Raw genomic sequence first — 12,751 nt, forward strand, 5'->3', positions numbered from 1 at the left:
ATGGCATTATTGGACACATGAATATAATTTTATGATTTCCTACTTATGCTTGATTTACCTTTTAACCATACTGTAACGATTATCATTATTACAGTTATTATTTCATTTTTAGCCTTTTCAAATCAGCGCTTAATGAATCGTTTAATATTTTGGCCACCGGCAATGCAAAAAGGCCAATATGATCGTTTTATTACTCATGGCTTTATTCATGCCGATGGTATGCATTTACTCTTTAATATGTTCACCCTTTTCTTCTTTGGAAGCATTATTGAAAGTTTCTACCGTCAGTATGCCTATGACATGGGCTTTGTACTTTTTTATTTAGGTGGGCTTATTTTTGCGATTTTACCCAGTTATTTAAAACATAAAAATGATACTCAATGGGCAAGTCTAGGAGCTTCAGGCGCTGTTTCTGCCGTTTTATTTGCATATATTCTTTTTCAGCCTTGGAAACTTATTTTTGTTTTCTTCATTCCAGTGCCTGCCATTATTTTTGCTATTTTATACGTTGCTTATAGTATTTGGTCTGGTAAAAAAGGAAATTCAAATATCAACCACAGTGCTCACTTATGGGGGGCTGCTTATGGAGTTATAATAACAATTTTAATTGAACCAAAGGTTCTGCCTCATTTCTTTAAAGCACTTTCTCAACTTCCTTTCTAAATATTTCAAAACTCAGGGCTTTAATTTCAAAGCCCTTTTAAAATACGATCAAATAATTACAATTAGACTATATTATTGATTGATCATAATTACAAATTTTGAAACACCTCTTATAAAAGTTGGTATCTATTGCCACCGCATTTCTAAAGTTTGTAGCGATAATGTATACATCTGTACATTAATTACATTTGTAGACGAGCTATTTTGCAATGACATCATCTTTAGAAGGCTTACAGTTTCCTATTCATTCAAAAACGAATAAAGCCAGCACATCACAAATGGGAAAAGATATTATAGCTGCGGCATTAGCTAATATTGATCCTGCAATAAGTTTAGAAATAAAAAATGAAAAAAACTGGCGTAAGCAATATCCCAAATACTTTAAAGCGCTGGTTAAACATGGCATTAAAGATAGCAAATACACCTTAGAAATTGCTAAAAATGGATTAACAAAGGCTCATCAATCTTTTGATTTCTATCACAATCAAAATAAACATTCCTTTTCCGATGTCATGACGCTTCCTCACAATGCTTTACATACTTTTAAATTTACTGGTAAAAATGACAAACAACCTGAATGGTACGTTCCATATCAAGGTAAAAATTTACAAGGAAGTGAGTTACTTACACAAATCCAAATTTGGGAAAATTTGGGTACGATTGAACCTAGCCATGCAGATGCTTTACGTGAAGTCATTGCACATCCTGAATGGCTTGATTTATCTGATCGAACAATGGTTTTATTTGGCGCTGCATCTGAAGCAGGGCCACTCACCTGGCTTTCAAAATGGAAAGCAAATATTGTCGCTGTAGACTTACAAAATGAACGAGTATGGGAAAAAATTCTCACAACAATTCAAAATGGTAATGCCACACTTTATGCACCTTCAAAAGAAAATGTAAATCATATAACTGATATGGCAACATTAAAAACCAAGTTAGGTGCTAATCTTTTAACACAAACACAAGATATCGCTCATTGGCTATTAGAAAATCCAAATCATTTAGATCTTGCTGCAATTGCTTATTTAGATGGTGAAAAACATGTCCGTGTCGCATTGGCAATGGACGCTATTATGGAATATATAAGCCAGCACAAAGTAAATACTAGCCTCATGTTTATGTGTACACCTACTGATGTATATGCTGTACCTGAAGAAGTCATTTCCTCAGCACATGAAAAATTCAAAAACCGCTCAGCACTAAATAAATTATTAACAAAGAGTATTTCAACAGTAAGTTTCAAACATTTCTTTAATGAAAATAATGATGCACTTATTCAATCAAATGACCAAAAATCGTATGGTATAGCAGATTGCTTAGTTGTAGAACAAGGACCTAATTATGCGCTTGCAAAACGCTTACAACAATGGCGCGCAATACTTGCACGTGCAGAAGGTCAAACGGTAAGCATCAATATCGCACCTTCAACAACAACACATTCTGTTACTAAAAACCCTCTACTTAAAGCTGCATTTAATGGTGCATCTCTATTTGATGTAGAGGCATTCAAACCAGAAACCACAAATGCGTTAATGGCTGCTCTTTGGATTCATGATTTACGTAATTCAAAATCAGTCGCGCACCCTCAAACAAAACTTAATCATCCTCTCGAACTTATGATGAGTGGTGCAAATCATGGTGGTTTGTGGCGTGTAGCATATTTAGCAAGAACTGCATTACCTTTTGCAGCACTTTATGGTTTTGCTAATGAAAAACTCCCCTTAAAGAATTTATTTTCTACAAAAAAATAAAATTCTACAGCATAAAAAACGCTGCGATTGCAGCGTTTTTTAACATCTAAGCATTAAATTTCAACATTAGAAAACTTTTAGCAGTAACCAATATAAAACACCAGATAAACAAATTGTTGCTGGCAATGTGAAAATCCAAGCAGACAAAATTGTTTTAACCATCTGTAAATTTAAACCAGATTTATTTGCAACCATCGTACCGGCAACAGCAGAGTTTAAAACATGTGTTGTTGAGACAGGCATACCGAAACCATCAGCAGCAGCGATAGTAGACATCGCAACTAGTTCAGCTGACATACCTTGACCATAAGTCATATGTTGCTTACCAATACGTTCCCCCACTGTCACTACAATACGCTTCCAACCTACCATTGTACCCAAGCCTAGAGCAAGCGCTGTCGCAACTTTAACCCATGTTGGAATATATTGAAGGAATGAATCTAAGCTATTACGATACTCCTTCACAACTTTTACATCATCCTTAGACATTGCAGGCAATTGCTCTGCTTTATCTAAACGCTTAAAAGCTGTAACACTTAAGTACATATCATTACGTAAATTTGAAACTTCATGCTCAGGAATATTTTTCAAATCACCATAATGACCAATTTTATCACCTACATGCTGAGTCAAGCTTGCTAAAGCAGGAACAACTTCTGGTGTAATGTCCTTAGTTTGAATATATTTAGTGATGATATCTCTTGCTTGAGGATCTGGCATTTCTTCATGCTTCGGATAAATAATCGTCGCGGTTTGCGCAGATAGACTCTCAAAAGTCTGCAAGTGCTGTTGATCTAGATTTTTATTTAATGAATAAGCAAGTGGCACAATACCAATCAGAATTAACATGATTAGTCCCATACCCTTTTGACCATCATTTGAACCATGTGCAAAACTTACACCCGTACAAGTAAAAATCAAAATCGCACGAATTAATGGTGGTGGTGGCTTATTCCCTTCAGGTGGCTTAAAAAGCTCTAATTGTTTCTTAAATATTTTTTTCACTAAAAGAAATAAAACAGCAGCAAAAGCAAAACCAATTAAAGGAGAAAACAATAATGCCTTACCAACTTTAATCACTTGTTCTAGGTCAACACCTGATGCACCCAAATCTGAATGCAAAATGTAATTCATAATTCCGACGCCTAAGATCGAACCTATTAAGGTATGTGAACTTGAAGCTGGAATTCCTAGAAACCAAGTTCCTAAATTCCACAGAATTGCAGCTATAAGCATTGCAAAAACCATTGCAAAGCCAGAGCCATCACCTGAACCAACCCCCATAATCAGCTCTACAGGCAATAATGCAATAATACCGTAAGCAACAGCACCACTAGCAACCATTACCCCAATAAAATTACAAAATCCTGCCCACATCACAGCAACAGGAGCAGATAATGCATTTGTATAAATAACCGTAGCTACAGCATTTGCAGTGTCATGGAAACCATTTACAAACTCAAAACCAAGAGCAATAAATAAAGCTGTTCCTAATAATACTAAAGAATACAAACTTAATGCTGGTACATGTGCTAAATCACTAGATAATTGAATACCTATATAGATTAACGTAGAGAAAATCAGTGTAAGAAACACTGGAAGAAAAAACTTTGGCGTTGGCACATGAACATTTGTCGACTTCATTTCGGTCGACTGATGCGCTGAATCAACTGGGTTTTGATTAGAATTCATGCAAGCAAAAAAAGAGGATAACGAATCCACTTATTGTTCAATTTAATTATGACAATTATATGACAATTGCACGCTTAATAAAGTATTTCCTTCTACTTCTTATCAATTTAACTACTTAATGCTTAAACATTGAGTAAAAAATCAATAAGTTTCAAATAAATAATTTTATATAAAATAATTTTTCATTATTACTTTATTTTGAAACATTACAAATTATATTTCTTCAAAAAAAGATCTAATCTATTTTCTATGACATATCATTACTTTTAATTATTACAATTTTATGAATTAAGATAAAATAGTCTGCAATTAAAATTAAACCCATGTGTTTGAAAATAGATCACATTTATTTAACTTACTGTCTTTTATATCTTTTTTGTAAAAGCAGTCGATAAATCTCTTCATTTTCATTTTGAATATTTTTGAGTTTTTCATTCATTTCAATAATCATTCTATAAAGCTTTTTTAATTCTTCTTGATTAACAGAAATTTGAGCATTTTTTTTCTCCAAATAGTCAACCATAAAAAATAACCTCTTATTTTTATTCAAAATTTATTAAAAACCAAACATCATATATTAGTGATATATCAAGTATTATTATATATTCTTACACCTTATTTAATATTTACTTATTCTTTTGTTATCTCATTTATAATATAGAAATCCCCACAAAATGTGGGGATTTTTTTATGCTTTATACTTCAGTATTACTTACCACCAAATACATAAGAAACACCTAAACGACCGCCAACTTCATTACCACCTGCAAAACCTACAGCAGCACTAAAAGATGTACGCCCATCGGCAAACACATTCGCAATACCGACAGCACCAGCACTTTCACCTTTATAATGACCAGCACCACCAAAAACTGCAAATTGCCCAGCTCCAATATTTGGAATTTGTTGCTGCGCAGCTAAAGCAATTGCAACACCACGATATGAAGTCTTCTCAACTTCATCCATACGATTATTTAATTGTGTAGCTGTTGTATTAAACTGTGTTAAACGTTGATCAACTTCTGCAATTTTATTATCCAATTGCTTCGTAGCATTTCCTACTTCTTTATTAATATTTTCAACAATACTTACACCACCAATTTGGTAGTCCGCGGCATTAATAACACCTGTTGTTGTAATTCCTGAAGCAGTAACTTCTGTTGACTCTTTTTTATCACCATCAGTTTTTACAACTTCCAAACCATATTTGTTTGACTTATCTTCATTTGTACCAATTATACCAGTTGATACGTATTGTTCAGTCGTTTTAATAGGATTTTGATTAAACTGCTGATTAAGAATTGTCGTAGAACCATCTGGATTAGTAATCGCAGCCTGAACAACTTGTTGATTTACAGTTTGTACTGACTCTTTATAAGTAACATTTTTATTAGTTACAGTATTATGGACTTTTGCAATATCATAAACACCTTCAGTATATTCTCCTGTACCTGTACGAATATGCGTACCTGCTGTTGGAGTTGTACCAGAATAAGCAGTCAATGAACCATTCGTAGCAACTTCATAATACTTAGATGCTAATTCACGACCAGCATCATCATTATAAATTTCAATGATAGTTTTACCATTGATCGTATACTCACGTGTTTTTTGAACACCACCGAGTGTACTACTGACTAACTTACGATCCACAACACTACCGTCAGTTTGTAAAACACCTTTGTTCGATAAATCTGCTAATGCAACACCATTACCAGTCATCATTACGACATTATCATTGTCTCGAGCACTAACACCATAAATATTTTTAGATGGATCTAATGCTTGACCTGCAAGGTAAGTACCTGTATTTGCTAAAATACCAGATTGTACATAACGCACATCAGTAACTGTATTTGCACCATTAACAAAATCACCAGATACTCGTGTTAATGATCCATCTGGATTTGTAATATAACCATCAACTCCACCATTAGAAGTTAAGCTTGTTCCTTGATATCCATAAAGTACATGCTCACCATTAACTACTTTGTTTTCATAGCCTGTGACTGCAGTTGCACCTGTTCTACCATCAATCTGACCACCTTTTTGTAAAGTACTAGCATCAACACTGCCAGTATATGGAACTAAATTATTTCCATCTTTTACAAAGTAACCCGTATATTCACCTGTGATCGGATTTTGAAAACGATATACATCAGTCCCATTTGGACCCGTATATCTAAAAACATCATATTTAATATTATTACCTTGCTGACCTGTTGCAACTAATTGCTGTGAGCCCAAATCAATACCAATCCAGCGAGTACCATCAGTTGTATTAATATTTGCTAATGTTGGTAAATAGTTATTTGCATAATACTGAACAGTGGTTGTTGAATTTGCTGTAGCTAGCTCACCATACACAGGAGCTTGTACTAAATTTGCAACATTATTAGCACCAACCACAGGATTATAAATAATATTTTTATTATGTAGACCTTCGGTTACTTGTACTGGATTTGCAGTTTGAACCACAACTGCTGCTTGTAAAGAAAAAGTAATAAGCCCTAAACTTATTGCCAACACTGTCTGCTGAACCTTCATAAATCACTCCAATTTTTTATATAAATACTGACTTACTCAACTAAAATGTAAATCAGCGATTTTAAAAGGACTCTTTATTTATTATTTAGATTCTCTTCAAAGTCGACCTTTTTGGTGGTTTGGCAAATAATAATCAAACAGCACTCATTAAATCAATCTAAATTTGATTTATTTTTTAATTAAACTTAACATTATATTTTTTTAACATGAAAAGTATTTAATTAATTATCAATAACTTAAATAAAAATAAAATGTAATTTAAGTTAATCATATTTTTATTTTTAATACTTCAAAATCCAAATATCATTAGATTTTATTTACAATCTATATCAACAATCACTTGCTCTTTAAGCATATTAAATAAAATTAGAACACATCATTATTTAGAAAATATTTCATATAAATCACCACCACAAAAAAATCAAACTAATTATCTTATTTAAATTATTATATAAAATAGATCACATTATTTTATTAATTTTATTTCCCAAAAAAAATCCTCACAAAAGTGAGGATTTTTACACATTAACTGTAAATATTATTTACCGCCAAATACGTAAGCAACACCTAGACGACCACCAACTTCATTACCGCCAGAGAAACCTACAGCAGCACTTACAGAAGTACGACCATCTGCAAATACACTTGCAACACCTACAGCACCAGCACTTTCACCTTTATAATGACCAGCGCCACCAAATACAGCAAATTGACCTGCACCAATATTAGGAATTTGTTGTTGTGTTGCTAATGCTACTGCGATACCACGATAAGAAGTTTTTTCAACATCATCAACACGGCGGTTTAATTCAGAAACATTATTACTTAAACCAGCAAAACCAGATTCTAAGCGATTCAAACTATCACTTACACTCTTGTTACCATTAATCACAACATCACCAGTAGTTTTAATACCAGTTGCAACAACAGTAGTCTGGTCAACAATATTACCATTTACAGTATTTGTTGCTTGTAGACCGTAAGTATTACTACCATTTTCATCAGTAGCAAGAATACCAGTAACTACATTTTTAGAAGATGAAGTTCTATCACCAACATTACCAAAATTGTATTCTTTACCAGCTTCTAAAACTGCATCTGGATCTGCGCTACCAACAGTTACTGTATTTGCATTACTGTACGAAGATTTTTCTTCACCATAAACAGTTTGAGCTGAACCTACAAATGCTTGAGTTGTAGAAGTTTCAGTTTTAGCATCATTTAAACCAGTTGCGACACCAGCACCAAGATCAACCAGTTTATCAGTTGAACCTGTGTATTCAGTTAATTGATTATTTGCATCAACTGAATAGTATTTACCGTTAAACTGAAGTACATCAATAGCAGTACTATCTTCTTTAGAACTATATGCTTTTAATTCTTTATTACCAGTAGATGTCCCACCAGTAGTTTTAGTAACAGTTACTTTACCAGTGTTGTAGTCAATCTCAGCTTGTGGATCGATTTTACCAAATAAAGTTAAACCTTTGTTAGTAAGTGCTGTACCCGAAACAATACCTGTTACTTTCTCAACACCATCTGTAATTACTTTTTCGCTAAGTATATTTGACACACCAATTTGATCATTAGCAATTAAGCCATTTTTCAAATCTGCTTGTTGTACTGTTTGAACTAATGATGCAGGTGTACTAAAACCTGCATTAATATCTTGTGCATTACCTGTTGCATTTGTGATAACACCATTAATATTTGTGTTAACAGCAGATGTTTCAGTTTGCGTACCAGTTGTTAATGTATAACCCTTGTATGAAGGATCTGCATTATTTACTGCAACACCTTCAGTAATTGTAAGTACTGAATCAATTTTTGAAGTTACTGGCTTACCATCACCTTGGATATCTGTATCCAATTGACCACCACGAACTAACTCATAACCACTTTTGCTTAAGTCAACTGTATTTGAAACTTCTACAAAAATATCTGGTTCAGCTGTATCTTCAGATTTTTCTAAAACATATTGTTTACCATTAATCGTATAGATAGTTTCAACAGTGCCATCTACTTCTTTTTGATATTGATAAACATCTGATTTTGCAGATGTACTAATTTCTGCATTTGCTGTAATTGTTGCTAATGCCAATGATACTGCTAATAAAGTTTTTTGAAACTTCATAAAATACTCCAATATTATTTTTAAGTCAGACTTACCCAACTGACTCCATAAACCTGTAAAGATTTAAATAATTCTTTATCTGACCCTGACGGATAGCAGAATCATATACAAAATTTATAGTCTAAATCAATCAATATTTGATTTAATTTATCAATTAATATTTGACGTTTTTATGTTAGATAGATAAATATCTATCATCAGCCTTTAAAAAATAGAATATTCACAAGAAAAAAAACACTCACACAAAAATATACAACAAACTAATTTTTATATATTTTTCTAAAAATAAAACTTCATTCATATTCATACTTTTATTTAAAAATAAATTTATTAAATAATGATACTCAATTTGTTATTTTGTAACTTTAATTTACCAACAAAAATAATCCACATATCAAATAAACTAAAATATAATATTTATTAAATAGTTATATTAAAAAATCACCAATCTTAAAATCACAAAAAAAAACAATTATTCACAATTCAATACTTCAACTGTCTTTTTTATCCTATCTTTACTATATATATATGATAAAATTGCGTATTTAAAGATCTGAAATTTCTTTAAATTTAGATGTTTGTAAATTAAGTATTGAGTTAAGTTATGAGTAGTCACAGAGAAGAAAAACAATTCTTTGCACAAAGGTTAAAAAGTGCATTACAAGATCGTAATCACCCCATTAGCCCAACCTACTTATCTAATGAATTTAACAATAGATATGATGGCCAACCTATTAGTGTACAATCAGCAAACAATTGGCTGTTAGGTAAAGCTATACCTAATCAAGATAAACTTAGCATATTATCTCTGTGGTTAAATGTATCTGCACAATGGCTCAGATTTGGTGAAGAAACAGAACCATCTCAGCAAATAATTGCACGGAGCAGCTCAGATCAGTTAGATCTGGATTACTTTATGAAATATAAAAGACTGCCATTATCCCAAAAAAAGTTAATTCAAAGTTTAATTGATGAATTATCTAGTTTAGATCGACACAAATAATAATTTAATTTTAAATTTTCTGCTCTTAATTGAACTAACTCTTGCTCCTTTTCTCGAATTACACGGTATAGCCTCTGTAATTTAGCTTTTGTAATTAAAACAGCCCCTCCAGGCTCTTCCAAAATATTTTTATTAACCATGCTGATCTTTTTATACCCCATTATAAATCAATCAAATTTTAATTTATTAAGTATATACTTTTAGTTGAATAATTATCAATAATTTTTAACTTCACGATAAATCAATGTTTTATTTTTCCTTTTACAAAAAAATATCCTCGCAAAAATGCGAGGATATTTTATATAAAATAAGCAGTAATTAAATTACATCATACCGCCCATACCCCCCATACCACCCATATCTGGCATCGCTGGTTTTTCTTCTGGAATTTCAGTAATCATACATTCTGTTGTAAGCATTAAACCTGCAACAGATGCTGCATGCTCAAGTGCAGAACGAGTTACTTTAGCTGGATCAAGGATACCCATTTCCAACATATCACCATATTCTGAAGTCGCAGCATTATAGCCAAAGTTGCCTTCACCATTTTTCACAGCATTGATCACTACAGATGGCTCATCACCAGAGTTAGACACAATTTGACGAAGTGGAGCTTCAATAGCACGACGTAGAATATTGATACCTACATCCTGATCATCATTCGCACCTTTAACACCATCAAGTGCTTTTGCAGCACGTACAAGTGCAACGCCACCACCAGCAACAACCCCCTCTTCAACTGCAGCACGAGTTGCATGAAGTGCATCATCTACACGGTCTTTCTTCTCTTTCATTTCAACTTCTGTTGCAGCACCAATTTTGATTACAGCAACACCGCCTGCTAATTTAGCAACACGTTCTTGAAGTTTTTCTTTGTCGTATTCAGAAGTTGATTCTTCAATTTGAGCACGAATTTGTTGAACACGTTCAGAGATTTGAGCTGCATCACCTGCACCATCAACAATCACTGTATTTTCTTTAGAAACTGTCACTTTATGTGCAGTACCTAAATGATCAAGTGTTGTTTGATCTAACTGCATGCCAATTTCTTCAGAAATAACAGTACCACCAGTTAAAATCGCAATATCTTGAAGCATCGCTTTACGGCGATCACCAAAACCTGGAGCCTTAACAGCACATACTTTAATAATGCCACGCATGTTATTTACAACAAGCGTTGCTAAAGCCTCACCTTCAACATCTTCAGAAATAATAAGAAGTGGTTTACCTGTTTTAGCAACAGCTTCTAATACTGTAATTAATTCACGAATATTGCTGATTTTCTTATCAACAAGAAGAATGAATGGGTTTTCAAGTTCAGCAGTTAAAGTATCTTGCTTATTTGCAAAATAGGGTGAAATATAACCACGATCAAACTGCATACCCTCAACAACATCAAGAGAATCTTCAAAGCCTGAGCCTTCTTCTACAGTGATTACGCCTTCTTTACCTACTTTTTCCATTGCTTGAGCAATAAGTTTACCCACAGTAGTATCTGAGTTTGCAGAAATAGAACCAACTTGTTCGATTGCTTTAAAATCTGAAGCAGGCTTTGCCGTTGCTTTAATATTTTCAACTACCGCTTTAACCGCAATATCAATACCACGTTTTAAGTCCATTGGGTTCATACCCGCTGTAACGGATTTGATACCTTCGTTCAAGATTGCTTGAGCAAGCACTGTTGCAGTTGTTGTACCATCACCAGCAATATCATTTGTTTTTGAAGAAACTTCACGAACAAGTTGAGCACCCATGTTCTCAAACTTATCTTTTAATGTGATTTCTTTTGCTACAGTTACACCATCTTTAGTAATATGTGGTGCGCCAAAAGAACGATCAATAACAACATTACGACCTTTAGGGCCTAAAGTTACTTTAACCGCATCTGCAAGAATATTCACGCCTGCAATCATTTTTGAACGAGCTGAATCACCAAATTTTACATCTTTAGCTGACATATTTAACTCCGAATAATTTTAATGTTTTCACAAAATCTGATTTAGATTGAGTAGTGATTAATTAGCCTTCTAATACTGCTAAAATATCAGACTCTTTCATGATTAAAAGCTCTTCACCATTTACTTTTACAGTTGTTCCTGCATAAGTTCCAAATAAAACTTTATCACCTACTTTTACATCTAAAGCACGTACGCCATTGTCAGTAATCTGACCATTACCTACTGCAATTACTTCACCTTGAGCAGGTTTTTCTGCAGCAGAACCTGGCAATAAAATGCCGCCAGCTGTTTTTGTTTCTTCTTCAACACGACGGATTACTACACGGTCATGTAATGGACGAATATTGCTCATAAAATTACTCCATCAGACTAAGTCTTTGTGATTAAAGATAATGACTAGTTAATCCTTATGTCACTATCAATTTTTATAGATGTCACTTTTGTGGGGATGGAAATAAATGCTTCAAGGGTGAATTGAATTTTTTTTTCATTTTTTTATCTTTATTTTCATCAAACAGATGAAATATTCACCTACTAACTTTACTTTTCAAGTTACTTTTGTACTTTTAATAAGCATGAATATTAACTTAATCCGATTTAGCCTTTTTTATAAACCTATTTCTCTAGCTAAAGTTTTTATATTTTATGTACTTAATGGAAATTTTAAAACATACTATTCATTTATTTGATAATATTTTTATGCTCAAGCCTAGCAAATAAATTCTTATTTTACATAAATATATCTTAAATAAATAGTACACATTTATTTAAAAAATACTAAAAATAAAATAATCTTACATGATATATACATGTTTTTTATAAATATTTATACAACCATATAAAAAACTAACATTATTTAGCGATATATCCTTTAGTCTTATTTTTTTCCCGAAATTATGCTTTAATACAGCCACTTTTTTTACATTATTGATCTGAGTCTAATGCTGCTCATTACTCAGATTAAACTTTGTACTTTTTGTACACATTTGAGATAGGCCTC

General features: G+C 32.7%; 9 protein-coding genes. 3 read left to right on the top strand and 6 right to left on the bottom strand.

Annotated elements, in window-relative coordinates; genetic code table 11:
• The first annotated feature begins 45 nt into the window (after window positions 1–45).
• Both AOY20_RS00105 and AOY20_RS00110 read left to right on the top strand, forming a co-directional pair.
• A complete protein-coding gene (locus AOY20_RS00105) occupies window positions 46–663 on the top strand; it encodes a rhomboid family intramembrane serine protease (RefSeq protein WP_054579984.1) in 618 nt (205 codons plus the stop codon).
• A 209-nt stretch (window positions 664–872) separates the two neighbouring features.
• Window positions 873–2,417: a hypothetical protein gene (locus tag AOY20_RS00110; protein ID WP_054579985.1), complete on the top strand. Its 1,545-nt coding sequence runs from the start codon at window positions 873–875 to the stop codon at window positions 2,415–2,417.
• Between the two features lie 66 nt (window positions 2,418–2,483).
• On the opposite strand, the gene AOY20_RS00115 is transcribed toward AOY20_RS00110, so the two are convergent.
• The 4 genes from AOY20_RS00115 to AOY20_RS00125 all read right to left on the bottom strand — a co-directional run bounded on the left by AOY20_RS00115 (window position 2,484) and on the right by AOY20_RS00125 (window position 8,790).
• Window positions 2,484–4,109: an inorganic phosphate transporter gene (locus AOY20_RS00115; RefSeq protein WP_054579986.1), complete on the bottom strand. Its 1,626-nt coding sequence runs from the start codon at window positions 4,107–4,109 to the stop codon at window positions 2,484–2,486.
• Between the two features lie 355 nt (window positions 4,110–4,464).
• On the bottom strand, window positions 4,465–4,632 hold the full coding sequence (locus AOY20_RS14705) for a hypothetical protein (RefSeq protein WP_158319982.1): 168 nt from the start codon (window positions 4,630–4,632) through the stop codon (window positions 4,465–4,467).
• Between the two features lie 185 nt (window positions 4,633–4,817).
• The gene (locus tag AOY20_RS14880; protein ID WP_054579987.1) at window positions 4,818–6,656 is read right to left on the bottom strand and encodes a YadA C-terminal domain-containing protein; all 1,839 of its coding nucleotides are present in this window, start codon (window positions 6,654–6,656) and stop codon (window positions 4,818–4,820) included.
• A gap of 538 nt (window positions 6,657–7,194) precedes the next feature.
• Window positions 7,195–8,790: a YadA-like family protein gene (locus AOY20_RS00125; protein ID WP_054579988.1), complete on the bottom strand. Its 1,596-nt coding sequence runs from the start codon at window positions 8,788–8,790 to the stop codon at window positions 7,195–7,197.
• Between the two features lie 604 nt (window positions 8,791–9,394).
• On the opposite strand from AOY20_RS00125, the gene AOY20_RS00130 reads away from it, so the two are divergent.
• Window positions 9,395–9,793: a hypothetical protein gene (locus AOY20_RS00130; RefSeq protein ID WP_054579989.1), complete on the top strand. Its 399-nt coding sequence runs from the start codon at window positions 9,395–9,397 to the stop codon at window positions 9,791–9,793.
• Between the two features lie 323 nt (window positions 9,794–10,116).
• Here the strand turns inward: AOY20_RS00130 and groL are convergent, their stop codons facing one another.
• Together groL and AOY20_RS00145 are read right to left on the bottom strand one after the other, a co-directional pair.
• Window positions 10,117–11,751 (bottom strand): chaperonin GroEL, encoded by a 1,635-nt coding sequence (groL, locus tag AOY20_RS00140; protein ID WP_054579991.1) that lies wholly within the window; start codon window positions 11,749–11,751, stop codon window positions 10,117–10,119.
• A gap of 61 nt (window positions 11,752–11,812) precedes the next feature.
• Window positions 11,813–12,103, bottom strand: coding sequence for a co-chaperone GroES (locus AOY20_RS00145; RefSeq protein ID WP_054579992.1), 291 nt, complete (start codon window positions 12,101–12,103; stop codon window positions 11,813–11,815).
• Between the last annotated feature and the right edge of the window lie 648 nt (window positions 12,104–12,751).

Origin of the sequence: Acinetobacter equi, from assembly GCF_001307195.1 — a bacterium.
Classification (GTDB): Bacteria; Pseudomonadota; Gammaproteobacteria; order Pseudomonadales; family Moraxellaceae; genus Acinetobacter; species Acinetobacter equi.

What these genes read in the sequence shown, in the direction of transcription:
- AOY20_RS00105 (WP_054579984.1), top strand. Translation starts at nt 46, where the DNA reads ATGCTTGATTTACCTTTTAACCATACTGTAACGATTATCATTATTACA.
- AOY20_RS00110 (WP_054579985.1), top strand. Translation starts at nt 873, where the DNA reads ATGACATCATCTTTAGAAGGCTTACAGTTTCCTATTCATTCAAAAACG.
- AOY20_RS00115 (WP_054579986.1), bottom strand. Translation starts at nt 4,109, where the DNA reads ATGAATTCTAATCAAAACCCAGTTGATTCAGCGCATCAGTCGACCGAA.
- AOY20_RS14705 (WP_158319982.1), bottom strand. Translation starts at nt 4,632, where the DNA reads ATGGTTGACTATTTGGAGAAAAAAAATGCTCAAATTTCTGTTAATCAA.
- AOY20_RS14880 (WP_054579987.1), bottom strand. Translation starts at nt 6,656, where the DNA reads ATGAAGGTTCAGCAGACAGTGTTGGCAATAAGTTTAGGGCTTATTACT.
- AOY20_RS00125 (WP_054579988.1), bottom strand. Translation starts at nt 8,790, where the DNA reads ATGAAGTTTCAAAAAACTTTATTAGCAGTATCATTGGCATTAGCAACA.
- AOY20_RS00130 (WP_054579989.1), top strand. Translation starts at nt 9,395, where the DNA reads ATGAGTAGTCACAGAGAAGAAAAACAATTCTTTGCACAAAGGTTAAAA.
- groL (WP_054579991.1), bottom strand. Translation starts at nt 11,751, where the DNA reads ATGTCAGCTAAAGATGTAAAATTTGGTGATTCAGCTCGTTCAAAAATG.
- AOY20_RS00145 (WP_054579992.1), bottom strand. Translation starts at nt 12,103, where the DNA reads ATGAGCAATATTCGTCCATTACATGACCGTGTAGTAATCCGTCGTGTT.